Genomic DNA, 25,950 nt, shown 5'->3' with positions numbered 1-25,950 from the left:
CGGTGTAGGCGTTGCAGCTCTATTCTTGCTGCGACGCCTGTAATCACTCCCCCTGCTGTTCCAGCGCATACTTATACAGCGCATTTTTCTTCACGCCGTGAATTTCTGCTGCCAGCGCCGCCGCTTTTTTCAGCGGCAGTTCTGCCTGCAACAGCGCCAGCGTGCGCAGGGCATCGGCGGGTAAGTCTTCTTCCTGCGCTTTATGGCCTTCAACAATCAGCACCATTTCGCCTTTGCGACGGTTTTCATCTTCTTTTACCCACGCCAGCAGCTCGCCAACGGGCGCGCCGTGAATGGTTTCCCAGGTTTTGGTGAGCTCACGCGCCAGCACCACGTAACGGGACTCACCCAGCACAGCAACGATATCTTCCAGGCTATCTAACAGACGGTGGGTGGATTCATAAAAAATCAGCGTGCGCGGCTCCGCTTCAATGGCTTTTAGCGCATCACGGCGGCCTTTTGATTTGGCAGGTAAAAAGCCTTCATAACAAAAACGATCGGATGGTAAACCCGCAGCACTTAATGCAGTGATAGCAGCACACGGCCCCGGTAGTGGCACCACGCGAATCCCCGCTTCTCGGCAGGTACGCACCAGATGATAGCCGGGATCGTTAATTAGTGGCGTTCCGGCATCGGACACCAGCGCAATGTTTTGCCCCTCTTGCAGCTTCGCCAGTAACGTTTCGGCTTTCTGTTGTTCGTTATGGTCGTGCAAGGCGAACAACCTGGCGTTAATTCCAAAATGTTGCAGCAGTAAACCGGTATGACGCGTATCCTCGGCGGCAATCAGATCAACGGCCTGTAAAACCTCCAACGCACGCTGGGTGATATCTGCCAGATTGCCGATTGGCGTCGGTACAATGTAAAGCTGGCCCTGAGAATTATCCGCCGATTGGTGTTGTTTCATTGTGTCGTCCGTATTGCCGATTTAATATTGAGCATTGCGTAAAAAAAATATCACTGGATACATTATGGTACCCTCAACATTTTCTCGTTTGAAAGCCGCGCGTTGTCTGCCTATTGTTCTGGCAGCCCTGATTTTCGCCGGTTGTGGCACCCATACTCCCGATCAGTCCACTGCCTATATGCAGGGCACGGCGCAGGCTGATTCTGCCTTTTATCTTCAGCAGATGCAGCAAAGCGCTGATGATACCAGGATCAACTGGCAATTACTCGCCATTCGTGCACTGGTGAAAGAAGGTAAAACCGGGCAGGCGGTGGAGCTGTTTAACCAGCTGCCGCAGGAACTGAACGATTACCAGCGTCGCGAGAAAACTCTTCTGGCAGTAGAAATTAAGCTGGCGCAGAAAGATTTTGCTGGCGCACAAACCCTGCTGGCGAAAATCACACCTGCCGATTTAGATCAAAACCAGCAGGCGCGTTACTGGCAGGCAAAAATCGATGCCAGTCAGGGGCGTCCTTCCATTGATTTACTGCGCGCCTTAATTGCTCAGGAACCCCTGCTCGGCGCGAAAGAAAAGCAACAGAATATTGATGCTACATGGCAGGCACTCTCCTCCATGACTCAGGACCAGGCGAATACGCTGGTGATCAACGCCGACGAAAATATTCTGCAAGGCTGGCTTGATCTGCAGCGCGTCTGGTTTGATAACCGTAACGATCCCGACATGATGAAAGCTGGGATCGCCGACTGGCAGAAACGTTATCCGAACAACCCGGGCGCGAAAATGCTGCCTACGCAGTTGGTAAACGTAAAAGCATTTAAACCAGCGTCAACCAACAAAATAGCCCTGTTATTGCCGTTGAATGGTCAGGCCGCAGTATTTGGCCGCACTATTCAGCAAGGCTTTGAAGCGGCGAAAAATATCGGCACTCAGCCAGTGGCGGCACAGGCAACTGCCGCACCAATCGCAGACGTTGCAGAACAACCCCAGCAGCAAACTGTTGACGGCGTTGCCAGCCCGGCACAAGCCTCGGTTAGCGATCTGACAGGCGAAGAAACCGCGGCTCAACCAGTGCCTGTAAGCGCCCCGGCGGCAAACACTGCGGCGGTAAGCGCCCCCGCGAATCCATCCGCAGAGCTGAAAATTTATGATACCTCATCACAACCGCTTAGCCAGATCCTCAACCAGGTTCAACAGGATGGCGCGAGTATTGTGGTCGGTCCGTTGCTGAAAAATAACGTTGAAGAGTTACTGAAAAGCAACACCCCGCTGAACGTGCTGGCACTGAACCAGCCGGAAAATATCGAAAACCGCGTCAATATTTGTTACTTCGCGCTTTCACCGGAAGACGAAGCGCGCGATGCAGCGCGTCATATTCGTGACCAGGGTAAACAAGCGCCACTGGTGCTGATCCCTCGCAGTTCGCTGGGCGATCGCGTAGCCAATGCGTTTGCGCAAGAGTGGCAGAAGCTGGGCGGCGGCACCGTTTTGCAACAAAAATTTGGTTCCACCAGCGAATTACGCGCGGGAGTTAACGGTGGTTCTGGTATCGCTTTAACCGGTAGCCCGATTACTCCCAGAGCGACAACCGATTCAGGCATAACGACCAACAATCCAATGCTGCAAACCACGCCAACCGATGACCAGTTCACCAATAATGGCGGTCGTGTCGATGCGGTGTACATTGTGGCAACGCCGGGTGAAATCGCTTTTATCAAACCGATGATCGCCATGCGTAACGGTAGCCAGAGTGGTGCAACGCTGTACGCCAGTTCCCGCAGCGCACAAGGCACCGCGGGTCCGGATTTCCGTCTGGAAATGGAAGGTTTGCAATATAGCGAAATCCCGATGCTGGCAGGCGGTAATCTGCCATTAATGCAGCAGGCGCTCAGTGCGGTGAATAACGATTATTCGCTGGCTCGCATGTATGCGATGGGCGTTGATGCCTGGTCGTTGGCAAATCATTTCTCACAAATGCGCCAGGTTCAGGGTTTCGAAATCAACGGTAATACCGGAAGTCTGACGGCTAACCCGGATTGCGTAATTAACAGGAAGTTATCATGGCTACAGTACCAACAAGGTCAGGTAGTCCCCGCCAGTTAACCACTAAACAGACCGGCGATGCGTGGGAAGCACAAGCGCGTCGCTGGCTGGAGAGCAAAGGACTGCGGTTTGTCGCCGCTAACGTGAACGAGCGTGGCGGCGAGATCGATCTGATAATGCGTGAAGGCAGGACCACTGTTTTTGTCGAGGTGCGTTACCGCCGCTCAGCCCTTTACGGTGGTGCGACAGCCAGTGTGACCCGAAGCAAACAACACAAATTATTACAGACTGCCCGCTTGTGGCTCGCGCGTCATAATGGGAGTTTTGATACTGTGGATTGCCGGTTCGATGTGGTAGCCTTCACCGGGAATGAAGTTGAGTGGATTAAGGATGCCTTTAATGACCACTCATAATTAAGGTTTAAGGATTAGCGTGCAAGAACGAATTAAAGCTTGCTTCACTGAAAGCATTCAAACTCAAATTGCGGCAGCAGAGGCGCTTCCGGATGCCATCTCCCGTGCAGCCATGACGCTGGTTCAGTCTCTGCTCAATGGCAACAAAATCCTCTGTTGTGGTAATGGAACTTCCGCTGCCAATGCACAGCATTTTGCTGCCAGCATGATCAACCGATTCGAAACGGAGCGGCCCAGCTTACCTGCCATTGCACTAAATACTGATAATGTTGTCTTAACGGCGATTGCCAACGATCGCTTACATGATGAAGTGTATGCAAAACAAGTGCGGGCGCTGGGGCATGCGGGAGATGTGTTGTTAGCCATTTCCACCCGTGGCAACAGCCGCGATATCGTAAAAGCAGTAGAAGCTGCCGTTACGCGTGATATGACCATTGTGGCATTAACCGGCTACGATGGCGGCGAACTTGCAGGTTTGTTAGGGCCACAGGATGTGGAGATCCGCATTCCTTCGCATCGTAGTGCTCGCATTCAGGAGATGCATATGCTGACGGTAAATTGCCTGTGCGATCTGATCGATAACACGCTTTTCCCTCACCAGGATGTTTAAGGAGAATACATGAAGGCATTATCGCCAATCGCAGTCCTTATTTCCGCACTGCTGTTGCAAGGTTGCGTTGCTGCCGCCGTAGTGGGCACCGCGGCTGTGGGTACAAAAGCCGCAACTGACCCACGCAGTGTCGGCACCCAGGTGGACGATGGAACCCTGGAAGTGCGCGTGAACAGCGCATTGTCGAAAGACGAACAAATCAAGAAAGAAGCTCGCATTAATGTAACGGCCTATCAGGGCAAAGTGCTGCTGGTTGGGCAGTCACCAAACGCTGAACTTTCGGCTCGCGCCAAACAGATTGCTATGGGCGTAGACGGTGCCAACGAAGTGTATAACGAGATTCGTCAGGGCCAGCCGATTGGTCTGGGCGAAGCGTCTAACGATACGTGGATCACCACCAAAGTGCGTTCGCAGCTGTTAACCAGCGATCTGGTGAAATCCTCCAACGTGAAAGTGACCACCGAAAACGGTGAAGTGTTCCTGATGGGGCTGGTGACTGAACGTGAAGCGAAAGCGGCGGCAGATATTGCCAGTCGGGTGAGCGGCGTAAAACGTGTAACCACAGCGTTTACGTTTATTAAATAGCAGCACCTTGTAATGCCTGATGCGACGCTTGCCGCGTCTTATCAGGCCTACACGACACAAACCGTAGGTCGAATAAGGCGCCTGCGCCGCATCCGACTGCCGTTGCCTGATGCGACGCTTGCCGCGTCTTATCAGGCCTGCAACGATGCAAACCGTAGGTCGGATAAGGCGTTTACGCCGCATCCGACATGTTTTCCCTCAAATCAGAACAACAGCGCCAGCCCGCCGACAATCACACCAGACACCGCCACCATCGCACCCGTCAGCCATAAGGCTTTCGCCGGGAACGCTTTACGCAACATTATCAGCGACGGCAAACTTACAGCAGGAAGCGTCATCAACAATGCCAGCGCCGGAGCGGTTCCCATACCTGCCAGCATCATCGTTTGTACAATCGGAATTTCTGCTGCCGTGGGAATGACAAACAAGCATCCCGCTACCGCCATCGCAATCACCCACATCAGGCTGTCATCGACAGCACCATCGGCATGGGGGAATAACCAGACGCGAGCGGCACCCAACGCCAGTACGGCAAGGATATATACCGGGATCGTACTCCAGAAAAGCGTCCATAGCGCCCTGCCCCAGCGGCTAAAAAATCCGCCCTGCACTTCCGGCATGTCAATTTCGACCGGTGCCTGTGTTTGCGGTGTTTCACGCACCCATTTTTGCACCAGCGTCGCAATCAGCAACACCATCACCAGCCCCGCCACCAGACGAATCGCGGCAAAGCCCCAGCCGAGGACAAACCCCATAAACACCAGCGTCGCCGGGTTTAACAACGGATTCCCCATCCAGAATGCCAGCGCACCGCCCATCGACACCTGTTGGCGACGCATTCCCGCCGCGACCGGAGCCGCACAGCAGGTACACATCATGCCCGGCAGCGAAAACAGCGTTCCCAGCAGCGTGCCGCGAAAGCGCGATTGCCCAAGCGTACGCAATAACCAGTCACGCGGGATCAGCACCTGAATCAACGACCCGAGGATCACTCCCAGCACCGCCGCTTTCCAAACCGCGAGGAAATAGACCATCGCGTAATCCAACGCCGCCTGCCACGGATTAGCATCCGCCTGCGCAAGGATAGATTTACCGATACTGTGAGTTTCGGCGGCAGTAAAGGCTTTACCGTAGTAAGGTTGCCATTTCACATACCAAAGTCCGGCAATGACAACGAGAAAGAAAAGCGCGGGTTTCCACCACTGAATGGGCGTTGCCGCCTGAGATGAAGACTGACCAGTCATAGCATTCCCCAGGAATTAGTCATGATAATTGAGCGCGTGAATATTACGCTCACTATCAATTCTTGGGAATAATTATTCAGCTCTTTTGCGTAATTCTGAAGAGCTTAAAATAGTCACACCTTCATGCTCAGGCCGCATCGCCTCTGCCAGCATGACCCGCGCCACGTCTCGCGCATCAATGGATTTCCAGTTACCCGGTAGCAGACGAAACAACGGTGCAAAAAGCGTTTCGTTCATCCGCTGCTTGCTGCGATCGCCCAGCAACATCGACGGACGGGCAATGGTCAGTTTCGGCCAGTTCTGGGCGATTAACGCTTCTTCCATCTCCCCTTTGACGCGGTTATAGAAAAACGGCGAGTGGGGATTGGCCCCCATAGCACTGACTACCAGCATATGCTGAGCACCCAGTCGCCGCCCGGTTAATGCGGTATCCACTACCAGTGTGTAATCGGCATGAATAAACGCTTCTTTGCTCCCCGCTTCCCGCCGCGTGGTGCCGAGACAACAAAACACAATGTCGATGGGATCGGTGACCTGTGCCAGCGCGTCGGTCAGTTGCGGATCATGGGGATTGAACACTCCTGGCATATCTCCCAACGGACGTCGCGTCGGTGCAGCAATAGCGTTAACTTTCGGTTCGTTAATCAACATCCGCAGCAGGTGACCGCCCACCAGCCCCGTTGCGCCTGTAATCAGTACCTGACTCATCTTCGCTCCTTTACAGAATTGTCTGCCTTGCGCTCCCCGGCTCATGCACCAGGCTTAATAGACCATGAGGTAATTATCCCCGATTGTGAGAAATTCGCCTCATCCAATGCAACAACGCGGAGGAAGCATGAGTAAGAAAATTGCCGTTTTAATCACTGATGAATTTGAGGATTCAGAATTTACTTCACCCGCAGACGAGTTCCGTAAAGCCGGACACGAAGTGATTACCATTGAAAAACAAGCGGGTAAAACGGTGAAAGGGAAAAAAGGAGAAGCCAGCGTGACCATCGATAAATCCATCGATGAAGTGACGCCAGCGGAGTTTGATGCCCTGCTGCTACCGGGCGGCCATTCACCGGATTATCTGCGTGGCGACAACCGTTTTGTCACCTTTACCCGTGATTTTGTGAATAGCGGCAAACCGGTGTTTGCCATTTGCCACGGTCCGCAGCTGCTGATCAGCGCCGATGTGATTCGGGGACGCAAACTGACCGCGGTTAAACCGATTGTGATTGATGTTAAAAACGCGGGCGCGGAATTTTACGATCAGGAAGTGGTGGTCGATAAAGATCAGTTGGTTACCAGTCGGACACCGGACGATTTGCCCGCGTTTAACCGCGAGGCGTTACGCCTGCTCGGTGCCTGAGCTACGTAGCCAAATCATTTTTTTACCAAAGCCCAGCGTGTTGTCAGTGAATTTGATTTCATCAAGCCGGATTTCCCACACCGGCGCCGACAGCATTCTGGCAACCGGAAAGCGACGATTATACGCCTTGCGCGCAAGGTCGCTTTCCTCACCTTCCAGTCTGCGGATCTCACCTTTAAACTGCACGCCGCGAATTAACGCTACCGTTTTCGGCTGACCGTTTACCGTTCCGGCAACTGACGCCTGCGGCCCACTCATCTGCGCGTGACGCGTTTTTTCCTCCGTCAAAATGTAGAAGGCAACTTTCTGCGCATCAAAAAGATAAAAGGCATTGGCGCACCACAGTTCCCCTTCCTGCTGCACACACAAGGTGACAACATGTTGTTTTGCCAGCCAACGGCTGATGGCGGTGAGTGTTTCCATAGCTGTTCTCTTTTATACTGTGGGCCTGACCTTAACATGTGACGCAGACGATGACACCCTGGTTTCTTTACTTGATCCGTACCGCCGACAATAAGCTTTATACCGGGATCACTACGGATGTTGAACGCCGCTATCAGCAGCACCAAAGCGGAAAAGGGGCGAAAGCACTGCGCGGGAAAGGAGAACTGACGCTGGCGTTTTCCGCGCCAGTGGGCGACCGCTCGCTGGCGTTACGGATGGAATATCGCATCAAGCAACTGACCAAACGGCAAAAAGAGCGTCTGGTAGCGGAAGGCTCAGGGTTTGCAGAACTGTTGAGCAGCCTGCAAACCCCGGAGATTAAAAGCGATTGAAGTGTTCGTGATACTCAACCAGACCGGTTACGCCGTTCAGCGCATCATCCGCTAAACGATGTACCTGGAAGGCGCTTTCAGTGCCCGGCCAACGACAACGCAGATCGTGATGCGCCGCCAGTTCAAAGCCGAAACGACTGTACAGCGCCGGATCGCCCAGCGTCACCACTGCGGCATAGCCGAACTCATTAAGCGAATCGAGTCCTTCATAGACCAGTTGGCGTGCCAGCCCCTGTCCACGGTATTTTTCATCTACCGCCAGCGGTGCCATGCCGACCCATTGCAGGTCTTCGCCCTGCACATCAACCGGACTAAATGCCACATAGCCAATGACCTGACCTTCGTCATCTGTCGCCACCAGCCCCAGCGTCAGAAAGCCATCTTCACGCAGATCGTGAACCAGCTTCGCTTCCGCATCGCTTTCGAATGAACGACGCAGCAGGGCATCAATACCCGGCGCATCAATGGGAATTTCTACTCGAATTAGCATGGTTCACCTACCGATGTCTGTTTGGTTTCAGGCGCGGTTTTCATTCCCGCCTCAACAAAATCCGCCAGTTGCAGCAGCATCATGCGTAAGGCTTTCGGCATTTGCTCCAGTTCAATGGCGTCCATCAGGTTTTTCACATACAGCCCCAGCTCCGTATCGCCTTCAATCACCAGCCGACGCTGGAAGAAGAGCGTATCCGGATCTTGTTTACGCGCCGCAATCATCAGCAGATCGCTGGCGTCGGCACTAAAACTCACATCAGCTTGCGCGTTCTGGCTAACGACCAGTTTGCCATTCACCACCGAGGTAAACCATTGCAGGTCAATATCACGCACATGAATACTTAACCAGCGCCCTTCAAGAAACTCCAGCTCGCCATCATCCAGCGCCTGGCGGAATTGCCAGCTTAAGACCTGCTCAAGAACCTGGCGTTTTAGCGCAAATGGCGTCAGTTTTACCGGTACACTCAACAGAGATGGCCCCAAATGCACAATACGGGAACGCAGTTTATCCAACACGAGTTTTACTCCCTGTTTCAACAATCATCCTATTTTGCCATATCAGAAAAATAACATAGCGGTATAAATCAACAATTCCATATGAAATTGCTGCTACCACCAATACAACTTTAACTGCCTTAAATCAAAAATTGTCGCTGCAAGGTTAACTAAAATCCCAGTTCGTTAACATTTTTGCGCTTTGATAGCGCACCCTTCAGGAAAAATTATGGAGCTGCTCTGCCCTGCCGGAAATCTCCCGGCGCTTAAGGCGGCCATCGAAAACGGCGCAGATGCTGTTTATATCGGGCTAAAAGATGATACCAATGCCCGTCACTTCGCCGGCCTTAACTTTACCGAGAAAAAATTGCAGGAAGCGGTGAGTTTTGTCCATCAACATCGCCGCAAACTTCACATCGCGATTAACACTTTTGCGCATCCGGACGGTTACGCCCGCTGGCAGCGCGCCGTGGATATGGCGGCGCAGCTGGGTGCCGACGCGCTGATTCTCGCCGACCTCGCCATGCTGGAGTACGCCGCCGAGCGTTACCCGCATATTGAGCGTCATGTGTCAGTGCAGGCTTCGGCGACCAATGAAGAGGCGATTCACTTTTATCATCGCCATTTTGACGTTGCCCGCGTGGTGCTGCCGCGCGTGTTATCGATTCATCAGGTGAAACAACTGGCGCGGGTCACGCCTGTACCGCTGGAAGTGTTCGCTTTCGGCAGTCTGTGCATTATGTCGGAAGGTCGTTGCTATCTGTCGTCGTATCTGACGGGTGAGTCGCCCAACACCGTGGGGGCATGTTCTCCGGCCCGTTTCGTGCGCTGGCAGCAAACGCCGCAGGGGCTGGAATCCCGCCTGAACGAAGTGCTGATCGACCGTTATCAGGACGGCGAAAACGCAGGTTATCCGACGCTGTGTAAAGGGCGTTATCTGGTGGACGGCGAGCGCTATCATGCGCTGGAAGAACCAACCAGTCTCAATACCCTTGAGCTACTGCCGGAGTTAATGGCGGCGAATATCGCTTCGGTGAAAATTGAAGGCCGCCAGCGTAGCCCTGCGTATGTCAGCCAGGTAGCGAAAGTCTGGCGTCAGGCTATCGACCGTTGTAAGGCCGATCCGCAAAACTTCGTGCCGCAAAGCGCGTGGATGGAGACGCTCGGGTCGATGTCCGAAGGCACACAAACCACTCTTGGCGCGTATCACCGTAAATGGCAGTGAGAAAAGTAATGAAATATTCCTTAGGGCCGGTGCTGTGGTACTGGCCAAAAGAGACGCTGGAAGATTTTTATCAGCAGGCCGCCGCCAGCAGCGCAGACGTGATTTATCTCGGTGAAGCGGTCTGTAGCAAACGCCGGGCAACCAAAGTTGGCGACTGGCTGGAGATGGCAAAATCGCTCGCCGGAAGTGGCAAGCAGATTGTGCTCTCCACGCTGGCGCTGGTACAGGCATCCTCCGAACTGGGCGAACTGAAACGCTATGTTGAGAACGGTGAGTTTCTGATTGAAGCCAGCGATCTCGGCGTGGTGAATATGTGCGCTGAGCGCAAACTGCCGTTCGTCGCCGGACACGCGCTGAACTGCTACAACGCGGTGACGCTGAAAATATTGCTCAAACAGGGCATGATGCGCTGGTGTATGCCGGTGGAGCTTTCCCGCGACTGGCTGGTGAATCTGCTTAATCAGTGCGATGAGCTGGGCATTCGTAACCAGTTTGAAGTGGAAGTCTTGAGCTACGGTCATCTGCCGCTGGCCTACTCCGCCCGCTGCTTTACCGCGCGTTCGGAAGACCGCCCGAAAGATGAGTGTGAAACCTGCTGCATTAAGTATCCGAACGGGCGCAACGTGCTGTCGCAGGAAAACCAACAAGTGTTTGTGCTCAATGGCATTCAGACCATGAGCGGCTACGTGTACAACCTCGGTAACGAGCTGGCATCCATGCAGGGGCTGGTTGATGTGGTCCGCCTGTCACCGCAGGGTACTGACACTTTCGCTATGCTCGACGCCTTCCGCGCTAATGAAAATGGTGCTGCACCACTCCCGTTGACGGCAAACAGCGACTGTAACGGCTACTGGAGACGGCTGGCTGGGCTGGAACTGCAAGCCTAAGCAAATAGCTCACTTTGTTAACAACTTTAACTACTCTTTAATGCAGTATTAAAGATTAATCGGTAACAAAGTGAGCTGTTATGACTGATAAAACCATTGCGTTTTCGCTACTCGATCTGGCCCCCATTCCCGAAGGCTCTTCAGCGCGAGAAGCGTTCTCCCACTCTCTCGATCTCGCCCGTCTGGCTGAAAAGCACGGCTATCATCGCTACTGGCTGGCAGAACACCACAATATGACCGGTATTGCCAGTGCTGCAACATCAGTTTTGATTGGCTATCTGGCGGCGAATACCACTACGCTGCATCTGGGGTCTGGCGGCGTGATGTTACCAAACCACTCACCGTTGGTGATCGCCGAACAGTTCGGCACGCTCAATACGCTCTATCCGGGGCGAATCGATTTGGGGCTGGGCCGTGCTCCGGGTAGTGACCAGCGAACCATGATGGCTCTACGTCGTCATATGAGCGGCGATATTGATAATTTCCCCCGCGATGTCGCGGAGCTGGTGGACTGGTTTGACGCCCGCGATCCCAATCCGCATGTGCGCCCGGTACCAGGCTATGGCGAGAAAATCCCCGTGTGGTTATTAGGCTCCAGTCTTTACAGTGCACAACTGGCGGCGCAGCTTGGTCTGCCGTTCGCGTTTGCCTCACACTTCGCACCGGATATGCTATTCCAGGCGCTGCATCTTTATCGCAGTAACTTCAAACCGTCAGCGCGGCTGGAGAAACCGTACGCGATGGTGTGCATCAATATTATCGCCGCCGACAGCAACCGCGACGCCGAATTCCTGTTTACCTCGATGCAGCAAGCCTTTGTGAAGCTGCGCCGCGGTGAAACCGGGCAACTGCCGCCACCGATTCAAAATATGGATCAGTTCTGGTCACCGTCTGAGCAGTATGGCGTGCAGCAGGCGCTGAGTATGTCGCTGGTGGGTGATAAAGCGAAAGTGCGTCATGGTTTGCAGTCGATCCTGCGCGAAACCGACGCGGATGAGATTATGGTTAACGGGCAGATTTTCGATCACCAGGCGCGCCTGCATTCGTTTGAGCTGGCGATGAATGTTAAGGAAGAGTTACTGGGATAGTGTGTTTTAACGTGGGAAGCCTTATCCGAGCTGGCAACGCTGTCCTACGTAGGCCTGATAAGCGAAGCACATCAGGCATTGTGTAGGCAGCAGAAATGTCGGATAAGGCACCGCTAATTACTGATACACCGGCAGCAAATTAAAGCTCGATAAAATATGCACCAGTGCGTTGCCAACACCAAACACCAGAATCAGTGCAATCATCGGCTTGCCGCCCCAGACACGGAATTTCGGGCTGCCAAAGCGTTTACGCGATGCGCGGGCCAACAGCGCCGGAACAATTGCAGCCCAGATGGTAGCCGCTAAGCCAGCATAACCAATGGCGTACAGGAATCCGTTCGGGAACAGCAGGCCACCCACGACAGGCGGTGCAAAGGTCAACAGTGCCGTTTTCAAGCGGCCCACAGCTGAGTCATCGAAACCAAACAGATCTGCCAGATAGTCAAACAAACCCAGCGTTACACCGAGGAACGAACTCGCCACTGCAAAGTTTGAGAACACGACCAGCAGAAGGTCCAGGCTACGGCTGTTCAATACACCGCTTAATGCCTGTACCAGCACATCAATATTACCGCCCTTCTCGGCGATTCCGATAAACTCCGGACGAGGGATGTTGCCCATCGTCGCCAGCAACCAGATGGTATACAGCGCCAGCGCCATCAGCGTACCGTAGACCAGGCATTTCACGATAGTTTTCGGATCTTTGCCGTAATACTTCATCAGGCTCGGCACGTTACCGTGATAACCAAATGAGGCCAGACAGAACGGTAGGGTCATCAACAGATACGGTGCATAAGACGCATTGCTTTCCGCGACGTTAAACAATGTCGCAGGCTGCACATGCCCCAGCAAACTGCCGAAAGTGAGGAAGAAGGTAATAACTTTCGCCCCCAGCACAATCGCCGTCATCCGGCTTACGGCTTTGGTGCTCAACCACACCACAAACGCCACCAGTAGCGCAAAACCAAAACCTGCAGCTCGTGCCGGAACATTCAGCGACATCTCCGCGAAGGTGTGATGCAGAATCGAACCGCTGGCAGAAATATAGGCATAGGTCAGGATATAGAGCACAAAGGCAATGGAAATGCCGTTGACCACGTTCCAGCCTTTGCCCAGCAAGTCTTTGGTGATGGTGTCAAAGCTCGAGCCAATTCGATAATTCAGGTTAGCTTCCAGAATCATCAAGCCGGAATGCAGCATACAAAACCAGGTAAAGATCAGCGCCGCCATTGACCAGAAGAACCACGCACCGGACATGACCACTGGCAGAGAAAACATCCCTGCGCCAATAATGGTGCCGCCGATAATCACCACGCCGCCAAGTAGCGACGGTGACGTTTGGGTGGTGGTTAGTGTTGCCATGAGGGCTTCTCTCCAGTGAAAAATAGTGCGACTGCGTTGTTATGCATTGCACTGTACCAGTACACGAGTACAAAAGACAGAAAAAAAGCCCCGATGGTTAAAATCGGGGCTGTATATATTATTTTACAGATTGTGTTCGCTGTTCAGCGTTGATTACGCATCACCACCGAAACGACGACGACCAGTAGAGTCATCACGACGCGGTGCGCGGCCTTCACGACGTTCGCCGCTAAAACGACGACCATCACCACGACCACCTTCACGGCGTTCACCGCTGAAGTTACGACCGCCTTCACGACGTTCGCCACCGAAACCACGACCACCACCACGACGCTCACCACCAGTATGCGGCTGTGCATCGCCCAGCAACTGCATGTTCATCGGCTTGTTGAGAATGCGAGTACGCGTAAAGTGTTGCAGCACTTCACCCGGCATACCTTTCGGCAGTTCGATGGTGGAGTGAGAAGCAAACAGCTTGATGTTACCGATGTAACGGCTGCTGATGTCACCTTCGTTAGCAATCGCGCCAACGATATGACGAACTTCAACACCATCATCGCGGCCCACTTCAATACGGTACAGCTGCATATCGCCAACATCACGACGTTCACGACGCGGACGATCTTCACGGTCGCCACGTGGGCCACGGTCGTTACGATCGCGCGGACCACGGTCATCACGGTCACGGAATTCACGTTTCGGACGCATCGGCGCATCTGGCGGAACAATTAGAGTACGTTCACCCTGTGCCATTTTCAGCAGTGCGGCTGCCAGAGTTTCGAGATCCAGCTCTTCACCTTCTGCCGTCGGCTGAATTTTGCTCAGCAGTGCACGGTATTGATCCAGATCGCTGCTTTCCAGCTGCTGCTGTACTTTAGCGGCGAATTTTTCCAGACGGCGTTTGCCCAGCAGCTCTGCGTTCGGCAGTTCTACTTCCGGAATGGTCAGCTTCATAGTGCGTTCAATGTTGCGCAGCAGACGACGCTCGCGGTTCTCAACGAACAGCAGCGCACGACCAGCACGCCCCGCACGGCCGGTACGACCAATACGGTGAACGTAAGACTCAGAATCCATCGGGATATCGTAGTTAACTACCAGGCTGATACGCTCAACGTCCAGGCCACGGGCCGCAACGTCGGTCGCAATCAGGATATCCAGACGACCATCTTTCAGGCGTTCCAGCGTCTGCTCACGCAGCGCCTGGTTCATGTCACCGTTCAGTGCAGCGCTGTTGTAGCCGTTACGCTCAAGAGCTTCTGCCACTTCCAAAGTCGCGTTTTTGGTACGAACGAAGATAATCGCCGCATCAAAATCTTCCGCTTCCAGGAAACGTACCAGCGCTTCGTTTTTACGCATCCCCCACACAGTCCAGTAGCTCTGGCTGATGTCAGGACGGGTAGTCACGCTGGACTGAATGCGTACTTCCTGCGGCTCTTTCATAAAGCGGCGGGTAATGCGACGAATCGCTTCCGGCATAGTTGCAGAGAACAGAGCGGTCTGATGACCTTCCGGGATCTGCGCCATAATGGTTTCAACGTCTTCGATGAAGCCCATGCGCAGCATTTCGTCAGCTTCATCCAGAACCAGACCGCTCAGTTTAGAGAGGTCCAGAGTGCCACGTTTCAGGTGGTCCAGCAGACGGCCTGGAGTACCGACAACGATCTGCGGCCCCTGACGCAGGGCGCGTAATTGCACGTCATAACGCTGGCCGCCGTACAGGGCAACCACGTTTACGCCGCGCATGTGTTTAGAGAAATCCGTCATTGCCTCAGCAACCTGTACCGCCAGTTCGCGGGTCGGTGCCAGCACCAGAATCTGTGGTGCTTTCAGCTCAGGATCAAGATTTTGCAGCAGAGGTAAAGAGAATGCTGCCGTTTTTCCGCTCCCCGTCTGGGCCATACCCAGAACGTCGCGGCCATTCAGCAGATGTGGAATACACTCTGCCTGAATTGGAGATGGTTTTTCGTAACCCAGATCGTTAAGGGCTTCAAGGATAGGAGCCTTCAGGCCCAGATCTGCAAAAGTGGTTTCGAATTCAGCCATGTAGTACGTGTGCCTCAAAATTAATGGCGGCCAGTCTACATAACTCATCATGAAATTGATCAGCAATTTTCATTGAAAAGTGTGAACCGGCTCAAAGTAGGTGTATTAACGAACAACAACGCCCTCACCCGTTAAGGTGATGGCAATCAAAAAAGATTACGGGCTGATGTGTACGTCAGCTATTGCTGGTCCGATTCTGCCAGGTCATCTTGGTCCTGGCCCAGGAGCGATAATTCCAACAATGCGTATCGGTGCTCAACAAAGTTATGAACGTTGTTGGCAACCGCCAGTTTGAACAGTGCCGTGGCGCTGTCCAAATCCCCCAGACTTAGGTAGTACTTACCTAAATAGAAGTTGGTTTCACTGAGATGCTCAGCGAGCGAGGTGTTATCCGTTGCGTCCGCCTTGAGCCTTTCCATTAACGTTTGTTCGCTAATGTTGCCCAGGTAGAACTCGACAATGTTCCATCCCCACTGTTCCTTATCCGATTTTTCGAAGTGCTGTTTTAACACTTCTTTAGCCTGCTTCTCATCGAGCTTCTGCTCGGCGAGATAAAGCCACAGACTACGGAAAGGATCATTGGGATCGTCTTGATAAAACGCCAGCAGATCATCTTGCGCTAACTTGTCACGACCGCCGTAATATAATGCGATCCCGCGATTCAAGTGCGCGTAGTTGTAAGTTGGATCAAGCTCAAGTACAGAATCAAACGCTTCATAGGCAGCATCAAAATTGCCTGCCTGCGTTAAATATATGCCTAAGTAATTGAATACTTCAGGCATATCCGGTCGGATTGCCAGCGCTTGCGAAAAATCGTTACGCGCTAATGCCCTCAGACCGAGACTATCATACAACACTCCGCGCTCATATAAAAGCTGTGCGCGTTCGTCATCGGTTAAAGCCCGACTGGCAAGGATTTGTTCCATACGTGCCAGAATCACTTCCTGCTGTAAAGTCGGTTGCAATGGTACCGCGAGGACTTCACTTTTACGCCAGGAAGTATTACTGCATCCTGCAAGCGTAAGTGCTGTCGCAACGAAACACCAGCGCAAAAAAGGCTTCATTTCCCACTCCCGAAGACCACGGTTGAATGAACGTCCTGTTCCCGGTTGCTAACAAGGCGTCCTGCCCGGTTAAAAGCCCCCCGCCGCAGCGGAGGGCAAATGGCAACCTTACTCGCCCTGTTCAGCAGCCGGAGCTTCCGGTGCTGCAGCAGGTTGAGACTGCTCAGTCGCTTCTTTAATGCTCAGACGGATACGGCCCTGGCGATCGACTTCCAGAACTTTCACCGGTACTTCCTGACCCATCTGCAGGTAGTCGGTCACTTTCTCAACACGCTTGTCGGCGATTTGAGAGATGTGGACCAGACCTTCTTTACCGCCGCCGATGGCAACAAACGCGCCAAAGTCAACGATACGGGTCACTTTACCATTGTAGACGCGACCCACTTCGATTTCTGCGGTGATTTCTTCGATACGACGAATAGCGTGTTTCGCTTTCTCGCCGTCGGTCGCTGCGATCTTCACAGTACCGTCATCTTCGATTTCGATGGTGGTGCCAGTTTCTTCGGTCAGGGCACGGATAACAGAACCGCCTTTACCGATAACGTCTTTGATCTTGTCCGGATTGATCTTGATGGTATGGATACGCGGTGCAAACTCAGAGATATCACCACGCGGCGCGTTGATCGCCTGCTCCATGACGCCCAGGATATGCAGACGCGCACCTTTAGCTTGATTCAGCGCAACCTGCATGATCTCTTTGGTGATACCTTCAATTTTGATATCCATCTGCAGTGCAGAGATACCGTCGCGGGAACCCGCAACTTTGAAGTCCATATCGCCCAGGTGATCTTCGTCGCCCAAAATGTCAGACAGTACAACGTAGTTGTCGCCTTCTTTCACCAGACCCATTGCGATACCCGCAACAGCAGCTTTGATTGGCACACCTGCGTCCATCAGCGCCAGAGACGCACCGCACACGGAAGCCATAGAAGAAGAACCGTTGGATTCGGTAATTTCAGACACTACACGTACGGTGTACGGGAATTTGTCCATATCCGGCATTACTGCCAGCACGCCGCGCTTCGCCAGACGACCGTGACCAATTTCACGACGCTTCGGAGAACCGACCATGCCAGTTTCACCTACGGAATACGGAGGGAAGTTGTAGTGGAACAGGAAGGTGTCAGTACGTTCGCCCATCAGTTCATCAAGAACCTGCGCGTCACGTGCAGTACCCAGCGTTGCGGTAACCAGCGCCTGAGTTTCACCACGGGTGAATAGTGCAGAACCGTGAGTACGCGGCAGCACGCCAGTACGTACATCCAGACCACGGATCATATCTTTTTCACGACCGTCGATACGCGGTTCGCCTGCCAGTACGCGGCTACGAACAACATTTTTCTCGATAGCGTGCAGAATTTCACCCAGTTCGTTTTCGTCCAGGGTTTCGTCTTCAGCAAGCAGCGTCGCGATGGTTTCAGATTTGATGACATCAACCTGCGCATAACGCTCTTGTTTGTCGGTGATGCGATAAGCATCGCTCAGACGAGCTTCAGCCAGCGCAGCAACGCGCGCGTTCAGCGCTTCGTTTACCGGCTCCGGCTGCCAATCCCAACGCGGTTTACCGGCTTCTTTCACCAGTTCATTGATGTTCTGAATAACAACTTGCTGTTGTTCATGACCGAACACCACTGCGCCCAGCATTTGGTCTTCGCTCAGCAGTTCAGCTTCAGATTCAACCATCAGCACGGCAGCTTCTGTACCGGCAACAACCAGATCCAGTTTGCTCTCTTTCAGTTCGTCCTGAGTCGGGTTCAGTACGTACTGGTCATTGATGTAACCTACGCGGGCAGCACCAATCGGACCATTGAACGGAATACCAGACAGAGAAAGTGCTGCGGAAGCACCAATCATCGCAACGATATCCGGGTTAACCTGCGGGTTAACAGAAACCACGGTGGCGATAACCTGAACTTCGTTGACGAAACCTTCCGGAAACAGCGGGCGAATCGGGCGGTCAATCAGACGCGCGATCAGCGTTTCGCCTTCGCTTGGGCGGCCTTCACGACGGAAGAAGCTACCCGGGATACGACCAGCAGCGTAGGTACGCTCCTGATAGTTAACGGTCAGCGGGAAGAAGTCCTGACCTGGTTTGGCTTTTTTCTGACCAACAACGGTAACGAATACCGCGGTGTCATCCATGCTAACCATAACAGCGGCAGTGGCTTGACGCGCCATCATGCCTGTTTCCAGAGTAACGGTGTGTTGGCCGTACTGGAATTTACGAACGATCGGATTAAGCAATGTAATATCCTTTCTCTTTCTTAGACAGCACCTTACGGCACTGGTGTTAATACCCGATCTTCTGCGCATCCTCGCGACTAATGACAACCCTAACCCAGCCCAATGTGGGTAAAGCCTCTCATTAGCCGCGCGAACCTCTGCAACGGAAGATCATTCATAGCAACAATACATTAGTTTCCAGTGAATTGCTGCCGTCAGTTTGAAAAAAGGGGCCACTCAGGCCCCTTTTCTGAAACTCGCAAGAATTAGCGACGCAGACCCAGGCGCTCGATGAGCTGGGTGTAACGTGCTACGTCTTTACGTTTCAGGTAGTCGAGCAGTTTACGACGCTGAGAAACCATGCGCAGCAGACCACGACGGCTGTGGTGATCTTTTTTGTGCTCTGCAAAGTGGCCCTGCAGGTGGTTGATCTGTGCAGTCAGCAGTGCTACCTGAACTTCGGTAGAACCGGTGTCGTTTGCGTCACGGCCAAACTCAGAAACGATTTTAGCTGTTGCTTCAGTACTTAGAGACATTTTAAAACTCCAAAGTATATAGAATGAAAGGACGCCGATCTCTAATTCAGCGATCCCAGTGTACGTTACGAAAAGTGTTAAACAATTTACGCGACGTTAAGCGGCAGTATTCTACTCGTAGCGACTTGTTATCGCAAGACGGTTAACATTACGCCGGGTATTCAACCACCAGGCGACGAGGCGCAACGCGGCCTTCATCGTCAATTTCGCCCATACCGATAAACTTGCCGTTCTCACCTTCTGTAACGCGAACCAGTCCTTCCAGCGGCGCACCGGATGTACGAACCGGGTTACCATTTTTGAAGTAAACAGAAGACGTTAACGGAAGATTCACCACCGGATAGTCCGAAGCTGGACTGTCCATTGGCATCAGTAATGGATCAAGTAACTCCGCTGCCGGAATATCCTGCTGCTCGGCTTGCTCAACCCGTTCACGCAGATGTTCCAGAGTCACCATCCGTTCAACCGGATATTTACTTACAGCCAGACGACGCAGGTAAATAACATGCGCGCCACAGCCGAGTTTTTCGCCGAGATCGTCAATGATAGTGCGGATATAGGTGCCTTTTGAGCAGTGAATTTCCAGCTCCAGTTCATTGCCTTCGTGGCGAATAAACAGCAATTCATAAACGGTAATCGGGCGTGCTTCACGCGGGACTTCAATTCCCTGACGCGCATATTCGTACAGTTTTTTGCCCTGGTATTTCAGTGCTGAATACATCGAAGGGATCTGTTCGATATCACCACGGAAAGTATCCAGTGCCGCCGCCAGTTGCTCTGCACTAAAGGTTACCGGACGTTCTTCAACGATTTGTCCGTCAGCGTCAGAAGTATCAGTACGCTGTCCAAGACGCGCAATCACCCGATAGCGTTTGTCGGAGTCCAGCAGATACTGGGAAAACTTCGTCGCTTCTCCGAGGCAAATCGGCAACATGCCGGTCGCCAGCGGGTCCAGCGCACCGGTATGCCCGGCACGATTAGCGTTATAAATCCGTTTCACTTTTTGCAGTGCATCGTTGCTGGACATACCCTGCGGTTTATCCAGCAACAAAACGCCGTTAATGTCGCGACCGCGACGACGAGGACGACTCATTAGTCCTCCTTGCTGTCGTCCGGGTTAACACGACGTTCTTCGTCATGTTTGACCACGCTGGTCACCAGGTTTGACATACGCATCCCTTCAACCAGCGAGTTGTCGTAGAAGAAGGTCAGTTCCGGCACGATACGCAGGCGCATCGCTTTCCCCAGCAGGCTGCGGATGAAACCAGAGGCTTCCTGCAACGCTTTGATGCCCGCTTTAACCGCGTCTTCATCTTTGTCGTTAAGGAACGTCACATATACTTTTGCATACGCCAGGTCGCGAGACATTTCGACACCGGAAACGGTGGTCATCATGCCCAGACGAGGATCTTTAATTTCGCGTTGCAGGATGAGAGCGATCTCTTTTTGCATTTCCTGCGCTACGCGCTGCGGGCGACCAAATTCTTTCGCCATAATAAATTCTCCTGACAAAAAAGGGGCTGTTAGCCCCTTTTTAAAATTAATTTCAGGTGGAAGGGCTGTTCACGTAGGCCTGATAAGACGCGCCAGCGTCGCATCAGGCAATCCATGCCGGATGCAGCGTAAACGCCTTATCCCGCATAGAACCCTAAAAACCTTAAGCGATGGTACGTTGGATCTCGATGATTTCGAATACTTCGATCACATCGCCAGTGCGGACGTCGTTGTAGTTCTTAACGCCGATACCACATTCCATACCGTTACGGACTTCGTTAACGTCATCTTTGAAGCGGCGCAGGGACTCCAGCTCGCCTTCGTAGATAACCACGTTGTCGCGCAGAACGCGGATCGGATTGTGACGTTTAACCACACCTTCAGTAACCATACAACCTGCGATGGCACCAAATTTCGGTGATTTGAACACATCACGAACTTCCGCCAGACCGATAATCTGCTGTTTCAGTTCCGGAGACAGCATACCGCTCATCGCCGCTTTCACTTCGTCGATCAGGTTATAGATGACGGAGTAGTAACGCAGATCCAGGCTTTCCGCTTCAATCACTTTACGTGCAGAGGCATCAGCACGTACGTTGAAGCCAACCAGGATGGCGTTGGACGCCGCAGCCAGGGTAGCGTCGGTTTCGGTGATACCACCTACGCCAGAACCGATGATCTTCACTTTAACTTCGTCAGTAGACAGTTTCAGCAAGGAGTCGGAGATCGCTTCCACGGAACCCTGAACGTCTGCCTTCAGAACGATGTTCACTTCGTGAACTTCGCCTTCAGTCATGTTGGCAAACATGTTCTCGAGTTTCGATTTCTGCTGACGTGCCAGTTTAACTTCACGGAATTTGCCCTGACGATACAGTGCAACTTCACGAGCTTTCTTCTCGTCACGCACTACGGTAACTTCGTCACCCGCAGCCGGAACACCGGACAAGCCAAGGATTTCAACTGGAATGGACGGACCTGCTTCCAGCACTTCCTGACCCATTTCGTTACGCATTGCGCGAACACGACCGTATTCGAAACCACACAGAACGATGTCGCCCTTGTGCAGAGTACCTTCACGTACCAGAACAGTAGCAACCGGACCACGACCTTTATCGAGGAAGGATTCGATAACCGCACCGCTCGCCATACCTTTACGTACCGCTTTCAGTTCCAGAACTTCTGCCTGCAACAGGATAGCGTCCAGCAGTTCATCGATACCGGTACCTGCTTTCGCAGACACGTGTACGAACTGGCTTTCACCGCCCCACTCTTCCGGCAGGATGCCGTACTGAGAGAGTTCGTTCTTAACGCGATCTGGATCGGCTTCTGGTTTGTCGATCTTGTTCACTGCAACCACAACCGGCACGCCTGCCGCTTTCGCGTGCTGAATTGCTTCGATGGTCTGCGGCATTACGCCGTCGTCGGCAGCAACAACCAGGACTACGATGTCCGTTGCCTGCGCACCACGTGCACGCATTGAAGTAAACGCGGCGTGCCCCGGGGTGTCCAGGAAGGTGATCATGCCGTTTTCAGTTTCAACGTGGTATGCACCAATGTGCTGGGTAATGCCGCCCGCTTCGCCAGAGGCCACTTTCGTTGAACGAATGTAGTCCAGCAAAGAGGTTTTACCGTGGTCAACGTGACCCATGATGGTCACAACCGGCGCGCGCGGTTCAGCCGCAGCACCCGTGTCACGGTCGCTCATTACCGCTTCTTCCAGCTCGTTTTCACGACGCAGGATAACTTTGTGGCCCATCTCTTCAGCAACCAGCTGTGCGGTTTCCTGATCGATAACCTGGTTGATGGTTGCCATTGCGCCCAGTTTCATCATCGCTTTGATGACCTGAGAACCTTTAACCGCCATCTTGTTCGCCAGTTCGCCAACGGTGATGGTTTCGCCAATCACAACGTCACGGTTAACGGCCTGAGCTGGCTTCTGGAAGCCTTGCTGCAGCGAAGAACCTTTACGTTTCCCGCCTTTACCGCCACGTACTGCTGCGCGTGCTTCTTCACGATCAGCTTTTGATTCAGAGTGTTTGTTGCCTTTCTTCGGACGCGCTGCTTTCGCGTTACGACCACGGCCACGGCCGCCTTCGACTTCACGATCGCTTTCGTCTTCTGCCTGGCGAGCATGTTGAGAAGTAGTAACGTGATAATCGCTGGAATCTTCAGTCGGTTCCGCGTTATCAGTCCATTTGTTTTCTTCCGCCATACGACGTGCTTCTTCAGCAACGCGACGTGCTTCTTCTTCGAGTTTACGACGCGCTTCTTCTTCAGCTTTACGCTTGAGCTCTGCAGCTTCCTGCTCACGGCGGGCTTTTTCAGCCTGGGCGTTTTTAGTCATATCGTCTTGTTGATTGCTCACTTTGTCTTTTTCCGCAGCTTCACGTTTCGCTTGTTCAGCGGCTTCACGCTTAGCTTGTTCTGCGGCCTCACGTTCAGCTTTTTGTTGCGCCTCGCGTTTGGCCGATTCTTCTGCCTCACGACGGGCTTGCTCTTCCGCTTCACGCTGCGCCTGCTCTTCCGCAGCAAGGCGTTCAGCCTCTTGCGGATCGCGTTTCACAAAGGTGCGTTTCTTGCGGACTTCGATTTGTACCGATTTGCTTTTTCCACCGGTACCAGGAATGTTAAGGGTGCTGCGTGTTTTACGTTGCAGCGTTAATTTGTCCGGGCCTGAATTTTTCTGATTCAGGTGGTCAATCAAAGTCTGTTTCTCTTGTGCGGACACAGAGTCGTCAGCAGACTTCCGGATACCTGCATCAGCAAATTGCTGTACCAGGCGTTCCACGGAGGTCTGTCGCTCTGCGGCCAGCGTTTTAATCGTTACATCTGTCATGCTGTTCCTTCCTGCTACAGTTTATTACGCTTCGTCACCGAACCAGCAAATATTACGGGCAGCCATAATCAGTGCTCCGGCTTTTTCGTCGGTCAACCCTTCGATATCAGCCAGATCATCAATGCCCTGTTCGGCGAGATCTTCCAGCGTACAAACGCCACGGGCGGCCAGTTTGAATGCCAAATCACGATCTATCCCTTCAAGGTTCAGCAGATCGTCAGCCGGTTTGTTATCACCGAGGCTTTCTTCCTGGGCCTGTGCAATGGTGGCCAGTGCATTTTTAGCACGCTCGCGCAGTGCTTCAACGGTCGGCTCATCAAGGCCTTCGATTTCCAACAGCTCTTTCATCGGCACATAGGCCAGTTCTTCCAGCGTCGAGAAGCCTTCTTCTACCAGAACAGTCGCGAAGTCTTCGTCGATGTCGAGATATTTGGTGAAGGTGTCGATCGCTGCGTGCGCTTCCGCCTGATGCTTAGCCTGCAGGTCGTCAACGGTCATCACGTTGAGTTCCCAACCGCTCAGCTGCGAAGCCAGACGCACGTTCTGACCATTACGGCCAATCGCCTGCGCCAGATTACCGGCTTCAACGGCGATATCCATGGTGTGTTTATCTTCATCCACCACGATAGAAGCAACGTCTGCCGGTGCCATTGCGTTAATCACGAACTGCGCCGGGTTATCATCCCACAGGACGATATCGATACGTTCGCCGCCCAGTTCAGTAGAAACCGCCTGAACACGCGCGCCACGCATACCTACGCAAGCACCTACCGGATCAATACGTTTATCGTTGGTTTTCACCGCGATTTTCGCACGAGAACCCGGGTCGCGAGCCGCTGCTTTAATTTCAATCACTTCTTCGCCGATTTCCGGCACTTCAATGCGGAACAGTTCGATCAGCATTTCCGGCTTGGAACGGGTGACGAACAGTTGTGCGCCACGCGCTTCCGGGCGAACGGAATAGAGCACACCACGAACGCGGTCGCCAGGGCGGAAGTTTTCACGCGGCAGCATATCTTCACGCAGGATCACGGCTTCAGCGTTGTTGCCCAGATCCAGAGAGATGTTGTCGCGGTTCACTTTTTTCACCACGCCGGTGATGATTTCACCTTCGTGTTCACGGAACTGATCAACCACCATCGCACGTTCGGCTTCACGCACTTTCTGCACAATAACCTGTTTTGCCGTCTGGGTGGTGATACGGTCAAAGGTAACAGACTCAATCTGATCTTCAACGTAATCGCCCAGATTCAGGCTTTCATCTTCAAAGCGCGCAGCTTCAAGAGTGATTTCTTTCGTTGGCTGGGTGACTTCATCAACTACCAGCCAGCGACGGAAGGTGTCAAAATCACCGCTTTTGCGATCGATTTGTACGCGAACGTCGATCTCTTGTTCGTATTTTTTCTTGGTTGCTGTAGCCAGCGCGCTTTCCAACGCTTCGAAAATTTTCTCGCGAGGCAGCGCCTTTTCATTGGAGACGGCTTCAACTACAGCCAAAATTTCTTTGTTCATCGCGGGCTTTTCACCTCATCCAGACTATTAAAAGTGGGGAACCAAGTTCGCCTTCTGGATATTACTCAGCGCGAACACTTCATCTTTACCTTCGACGGTAACTGTGATCATTTCACCGTCTACCGCTTTGATAACGCCCTGCCATTTACGACGGTTTTGTACCGCCATACGGAGAACCAGAGTCACCTCTTCTCCGACGAAACGGGCGTAGTGTTCAGCCGTGAACAGTGGGCGATCGAGACCCGGTGAGGAGACTTCCAGGTTATAAGCAACGGTGATGGGATCTTCGACATCCAGCACAGCACTTACCTGGTGGCTCACATCAGCACAATCATCAACATTGATGCCATCTTCACTATCAATATAGATGCGCAGTGTGGATGTGCGACCGCGAATAAACTCGATGCCAACCAGTTCAAAACCCAGGGCCTCAACTGGCGCAGTAATCATCTCTGTTAATTTTTGCTCTAATGTGGACAAGCCCACCCCCAAGACATAAAAAAAGGGCCTAAAGCCCAGTTATTCTGTAGTCAGATAACAAAAAACCCCGATAAATCGGGGCTTTATATAACTGAACCCTATAACCGCAACTGCGGTCTGGAGCACTTTCCAGAAGGATTTTTTCAAATCCCACTACGAAGGCCGAAGTCTTCACAGTATATTTGAAAAAGGACTCTAAGGGAAAGTGGTTGCGGGGGCCGGATTTGAACCGACGACCTTCGGGTTATGAGCCCGACGAGCTACCAGGCTGCTCCACCCCGCG

26 protein-coding genes and 1 tRNA gene are annotated in these 25,950 nt (G+C 52.9%); 9 read left to right on the top strand and 18 right to left on the bottom strand.

Annotation, left to right across the window (positions count from 1 at the left end):
* Window positions 1-43: 43 nt before the first annotated feature.
* The gene (rsmI, locus tag BEB54_RS22645) at window positions 44-907 is read right to left on the bottom strand and encodes a 16S rRNA (cytidine(1402)-2'-O)-methyltransferase (protein WP_000809263.1); all 864 of its coding nucleotides are present in this window, start codon (window positions 905-907) and stop codon (window positions 44-46) included.
* 64 nt (window positions 908-971) lie between these two features.
* Here rsmI and lpoA point away from each other — a divergent pair, with 64 nt between their 5' ends.
* The 4 genes from lpoA to dolP are packed head-to-tail and all read left to right on the top strand — an operon-like array spanning window position 972 to window position 4,556.
* Window positions 972-3,008 carry a penicillin-binding protein activator LpoA gene (gene lpoA / locus BEB54_RS22640; protein WP_105276797.1) on the top strand — a complete coding sequence of 679 codons (2,037 nt, stop codon included), beginning with the start codon at window positions 972-974 and terminating at the stop codon, window positions 3,006-3,008.
* The gene (locus tag BEB54_RS22635; protein ID WP_105276798.1) at window positions 2,966-3,361 is read left to right on the top strand and encodes a YraN family protein; all 396 of its coding nucleotides are present in this window, start codon (window positions 2,966-2,968) and stop codon (window positions 3,359-3,361) included. The genes lpoA and BEB54_RS22635 overlap by 43 nt, the downstream gene beginning before the upstream one ends.
* A 19-nt stretch (window positions 3,362-3,380) precedes the next feature.
* Complete coding sequence (gene diaA, locus BEB54_RS22630) at window positions 3,381-3,971, top strand: DnaA initiator-associating protein DiaA (RefSeq protein ID WP_001158035.1); 591 nt, start codon at window positions 3,381-3,383, stop codon at window positions 3,969-3,971.
* 9 nt (window positions 3,972-3,980) lie between these two features.
* Window positions 3,981-4,556: a division/outer membrane stress-associated lipid-binding lipoprotein gene (dolP, locus tag BEB54_RS22625; protein WP_000646033.1), complete on the top strand. Its 576-nt coding sequence runs from the start codon at window positions 3,981-3,983 to the stop codon at window positions 4,554-4,556.
* A 203-nt stretch (window positions 4,557-4,759) separates the two neighbouring features.
* On the opposite strand, the gene BEB54_RS22620 is transcribed toward dolP, so the two are convergent.
* Together BEB54_RS22620 and BEB54_RS22615 are read right to left on the bottom strand one after the other, a co-directional pair.
* On the bottom strand, window positions 4,760-5,800 hold the full coding sequence (locus tag BEB54_RS22620) for a permease (protein ID WP_105282289.1): 1,041 nt from the start codon (window positions 5,798-5,800) through the stop codon (window positions 4,760-4,762).
* 72 nt (window positions 5,801-5,872) lie between these two features.
* Window positions 5,873-6,508 (bottom strand): NAD(P)H-binding protein, encoded by a 636-nt coding sequence (locus BEB54_RS22615; RefSeq protein ID WP_001352912.1) that lies wholly within the window; start codon window positions 6,506-6,508, stop codon window positions 5,873-5,875.
* A 127-nt stretch (window positions 6,509-6,635) separates the two neighbouring features.
* Between BEB54_RS22615 and yhbO the strand changes: the two genes are divergently transcribed.
* Window positions 6,636-7,154: a protein/nucleic acid deglycase gene (yhbO, locus tag BEB54_RS22610; RefSeq protein WP_000037614.1), complete on the top strand. Its 519-nt coding sequence runs from the start codon at window positions 6,636-6,638 to the stop codon at window positions 7,152-7,154.
* Here yhbO and BEB54_RS22605 read toward each other — a convergent pair.
* The gene (locus BEB54_RS22605; protein WP_105276800.1) at window positions 7,134-7,577 is read right to left on the bottom strand and encodes a YhbP family protein; all 444 of its coding nucleotides are present in this window, start codon (window positions 7,575-7,577) and stop codon (window positions 7,134-7,136) included. The two genes, yhbO and BEB54_RS22605, sit on opposite strands and share 21 nt — an antisense overlap.
* A gap of 50 nt (window positions 7,578-7,627) precedes the next feature.
* On the opposite strand from BEB54_RS22605, the gene yhbQ reads away from it, so the two are divergent.
* Entirely contained in the window at window positions 7,628-7,930 is a 303-nt protein-coding gene (gene yhbQ / locus BEB54_RS22600) for a DNA damage response exodeoxyribonuclease YhbQ (protein WP_105276801.1), read from the top strand.
* Here yhbQ and BEB54_RS22595 read toward each other — a convergent pair.
* Together BEB54_RS22595 and ubiT are read right to left on the bottom strand one after the other, a co-directional pair.
* Window positions 7,917-8,420: a GNAT family N-acetyltransferase gene (locus BEB54_RS22595; RefSeq protein WP_000908554.1), complete on the bottom strand. Its 504-nt coding sequence runs from the start codon at window positions 8,418-8,420 to the stop codon at window positions 7,917-7,919. The genes yhbQ and BEB54_RS22595 overlap by 14 nt on opposite strands.
* On the bottom strand, window positions 8,414-8,938 hold the full coding sequence (gene ubiT / locus BEB54_RS22590; RefSeq protein ID WP_001295552.1) for a ubiquinone anaerobic biosynthesis accessory factor UbiT: 525 nt from the start codon (window positions 8,936-8,938) through the stop codon (window positions 8,414-8,416). Before ubiT ends, BEB54_RS22595 begins: the two co-directional genes overlap by 7 nt.
* A gap of 208 nt (window positions 8,939-9,146) precedes the next feature.
* On the opposite strand from ubiT, the gene ubiU reads away from it, so the two are divergent.
* From ubiU to BEB54_RS22575, 3 genes are all read left to right on the top strand, one after another.
* Window positions 9,147-10,142: a ubiquinone anaerobic biosynthesis protein UbiU gene (gene ubiU, locus BEB54_RS22585; protein WP_001309783.1), complete on the top strand. Its 996-nt coding sequence runs from the start codon at window positions 9,147-9,149 to the stop codon at window positions 10,140-10,142.
* An 8-nt stretch (window positions 10,143-10,150) separates the two neighbouring features.
* The gene (locus BEB54_RS22580) at window positions 10,151-11,029 is read left to right on the top strand and encodes a U32 family peptidase (RefSeq protein ID WP_001296442.1); all 879 of its coding nucleotides are present in this window, start codon (window positions 10,151-10,153) and stop codon (window positions 11,027-11,029) included.
* Between the two features lie 80 nt (window positions 11,030-11,109).
* The gene (locus BEB54_RS22575; RefSeq protein ID WP_105276802.1) at window positions 11,110-12,117 is read left to right on the top strand and encodes a luciferase-like monooxygenase; all 1,008 of its coding nucleotides are present in this window, start codon (window positions 11,110-11,112) and stop codon (window positions 12,115-12,117) included.
* A 117-nt stretch (window positions 12,118-12,234) separates the two neighbouring features.
* Here BEB54_RS22575 and mtr read toward each other — a convergent pair whose 3' ends face one another.
* The 12 genes from mtr to BEB54_RS22515 all read right to left on the bottom strand — a co-directional run bounded on the left by mtr (window position 12,235) and on the right by BEB54_RS22515 (window position 25,950).
* Entirely contained in the window at window positions 12,235-13,479 is a 1,245-nt protein-coding gene (gene mtr / locus BEB54_RS22570; RefSeq protein WP_000224351.1) for a tryptophan permease, read from the bottom strand.
* 153 nt (window positions 13,480-13,632) lie between these two features.
* Window positions 13,633-15,522, bottom strand: a complete 1,890-nt coding sequence (deaD, locus tag BEB54_RS22565; RefSeq protein WP_001295553.1) for an ATP-dependent RNA helicase DeaD — start codon at window positions 15,520-15,522, stop codon at window positions 13,633-13,635.
* Entirely contained in the window at window positions 15,515-15,595 is an 81-nt protein-coding gene (gene yrbN / locus BEB54_RS22560; RefSeq protein WP_010723222.1) for a protein YrbN, read from the bottom strand. The genes deaD and yrbN overlap by 8 nt, the downstream gene beginning before the upstream one ends.
* 106 nt (window positions 15,596-15,701) lie before the next feature.
* On the bottom strand, window positions 15,702-16,586 hold the full coding sequence (nlpI, locus tag BEB54_RS22555) for a lipoprotein NlpI (protein ID WP_000802080.1): 885 nt from the start codon (window positions 16,584-16,586) through the stop codon (window positions 15,702-15,704).
* A 108-nt stretch (window positions 16,587-16,694) separates the two neighbouring features.
* The gene (gene pnp / locus BEB54_RS22550; RefSeq protein ID WP_001298330.1) at window positions 16,695-18,830 is read right to left on the bottom strand and encodes a polyribonucleotide nucleotidyltransferase; all 2,136 of its coding nucleotides are present in this window, start codon (window positions 18,828-18,830) and stop codon (window positions 16,695-16,697) included.
* 245 nt (window positions 18,831-19,075) lie between these two features.
* Window positions 19,076-19,345, bottom strand: coding sequence for a 30S ribosomal protein S15 (rpsO, locus tag BEB54_RS22545; protein WP_000059466.1), 270 nt, complete (start codon window positions 19,343-19,345; stop codon window positions 19,076-19,078).
* A 148-nt stretch (window positions 19,346-19,493) separates the two neighbouring features.
* Window positions 19,494-20,438: a tRNA pseudouridine(55) synthase TruB gene (truB, locus tag BEB54_RS22540; protein ID WP_046081278.1), complete on the bottom strand. Its 945-nt coding sequence runs from the start codon at window positions 20,436-20,438 to the stop codon at window positions 19,494-19,496.
* Entirely contained in the window at window positions 20,438-20,839 is a 402-nt protein-coding gene (gene rbfA / locus BEB54_RS22535) for a 30S ribosome-binding factor RbfA (protein WP_001040205.1), read from the bottom strand. Before rbfA ends, truB begins: the two co-directional genes overlap by 1 nt.
* A 163-nt stretch (window positions 20,840-21,002) precedes the next feature.
* Window positions 21,003-23,675, bottom strand: a complete 2,673-nt coding sequence (gene infB / locus BEB54_RS22530) for a translation initiation factor IF-2 (RefSeq protein WP_000133052.1) — start codon at window positions 23,673-23,675, stop codon at window positions 21,003-21,005.
* Window positions 23,676-23,699: 24 nt separating this feature from the next.
* Window positions 23,700-25,187, bottom strand: a complete 1,488-nt coding sequence (nusA, locus tag BEB54_RS22525) for a transcription termination factor NusA (RefSeq protein ID WP_001031046.1) — start codon at window positions 25,185-25,187, stop codon at window positions 23,700-23,702.
* A gap of 27 nt (window positions 25,188-25,214) precedes the next feature.
* A complete protein-coding gene (rimP, locus tag BEB54_RS22520) occupies window positions 25,215-25,667 on the bottom strand; it encodes a ribosome maturation factor RimP (RefSeq protein ID WP_001300397.1) in 453 nt (150 codons plus the stop codon).
* 206 nt (window positions 25,668-25,873) lie between these two features.
* Window positions 25,874-25,950 (bottom strand) — tRNA-Met (locus tag BEB54_RS22515).

The sequence above is a fragment of the Escherichia sp. MOD1-EC6021 genome, from assembly GCF_002965245.1.
GTDB lineage: Bacteria > Pseudomonadota > Gammaproteobacteria > Enterobacterales > Enterobacteriaceae > Escherichia > Escherichia coli_F.
Note: the sequence above shows the minus strand (reverse complement) of the source record. Positions and strands in the feature narration are given on the sequence as shown.

What these genes read in the sequence shown, in the direction of transcription:
- ubiU (WP_001309783.1), top strand. Translation starts at nt 9,147, where the DNA reads ATGGAGCTGCTCTGCCCTGCCGGAAATCTCCCGGCGCTTAAGGCGGCC.
- rbfA (WP_001040205.1), bottom strand. Translation starts at nt 20,839, where the DNA reads ATGGCGAAAGAATTTGGTCGCCCGCAGCGCGTAGCGCAGGAAATGCAA.
- rsmI (WP_000809263.1), bottom strand. Translation starts at nt 907, where the DNA reads ATGAAACAACACCAATCGGCGGATAATTCTCAGGGCCAGCTTTACATT.
- nusA (WP_001031046.1), bottom strand. Translation starts at nt 25,187, where the DNA reads ATGAACAAAGAAATTTTGGCTGTAGTTGAAGCCGTCTCCAATGAAAAG.
- lpoA (WP_105276797.1), top strand. Translation starts at nt 972, where the DNA reads ATGGTACCCTCAACATTTTCTCGTTTGAAAGCCGCGCGTTGTCTGCCT.
- BEB54_RS22580 (WP_001296442.1), top strand. Translation starts at nt 10,151, where the DNA reads ATGAAATATTCCTTAGGGCCGGTGCTGTGGTACTGGCCAAAAGAGACG.
- BEB54_RS22605 (WP_105276800.1), bottom strand. Translation starts at nt 7,577, where the DNA reads ATGGAAACACTCACCGCCATCAGCCGTTGGCTGGCAAAACAACATGTT.
- BEB54_RS22595 (WP_000908554.1), bottom strand. Translation starts at nt 8,420, where the DNA reads ATGCTAATTCGAGTAGAAATTCCCATTGATGCGCCGGGTATTGATGCC.
- BEB54_RS22575 (WP_105276802.1), top strand. Translation starts at nt 11,110, where the DNA reads ATGACTGATAAAACCATTGCGTTTTCGCTACTCGATCTGGCCCCCATT.
- mtr (WP_000224351.1), bottom strand. Translation starts at nt 13,479, where the DNA reads ATGGCAACACTAACCACCACCCAAACGTCACCGTCGCTACTTGGCGGC.
- yrbN (WP_010723222.1), bottom strand. Translation starts at nt 15,595, where the DNA reads ATGAAAATTGCTGATCAATTTCATGATGAGTTATGTAGACTGGCCGCC.
- dolP (WP_000646033.1), top strand. Translation starts at nt 3,981, where the DNA reads ATGAAGGCATTATCGCCAATCGCAGTCCTTATTTCCGCACTGCTGTTG.
- yhbQ (WP_105276801.1), top strand. Translation starts at nt 7,628, where the DNA reads ATGACACCCTGGTTTCTTTACTTGATCCGTACCGCCGACAATAAGCTT.
- BEB54_RS22615 (WP_001352912.1), bottom strand. Translation starts at nt 6,508, where the DNA reads ATGAGTCAGGTACTGATTACAGGCGCAACGGGGCTGGTGGGCGGTCAC.
- BEB54_RS22635 (WP_105276798.1), top strand. Translation starts at nt 2,966, where the DNA reads ATGGCTACAGTACCAACAAGGTCAGGTAGTCCCCGCCAGTTAACCACT.
- deaD (WP_001295553.1), bottom strand. Translation starts at nt 15,522, where the DNA reads ATGGCTGAATTCGAAACCACTTTTGCAGATCTGGGCCTGAAGGCTCCT.
- yhbO (WP_000037614.1), top strand. Translation starts at nt 6,636, where the DNA reads ATGAGTAAGAAAATTGCCGTTTTAATCACTGATGAATTTGAGGATTCA.
- truB (WP_046081278.1), bottom strand. Translation starts at nt 20,438, where the DNA reads ATGAGTCGTCCTCGTCGTCGCGGTCGCGACATTAACGGCGTTTTGTTG.
- BEB54_RS22620 (WP_105282289.1), bottom strand. Translation starts at nt 5,800, where the DNA reads ATGACTGGTCAGTCTTCATCTCAGGCGGCAACGCCCATTCAGTGGTGG.
- nlpI (WP_000802080.1), bottom strand. Translation starts at nt 16,586, where the DNA reads ATGAAGCCTTTTTTGCGCTGGTGTTTCGTTGCGACAGCACTTACGCTT.
- infB (WP_000133052.1), bottom strand. Translation starts at nt 23,675, where the DNA reads ATGACAGATGTAACGATTAAAACGCTGGCCGCAGAGCGACAGACCTCC.
- rpsO (WP_000059466.1), bottom strand. Translation starts at nt 19,345, where the DNA reads ATGTCTCTAAGTACTGAAGCAACAGCTAAAATCGTTTCTGAGTTTGGC.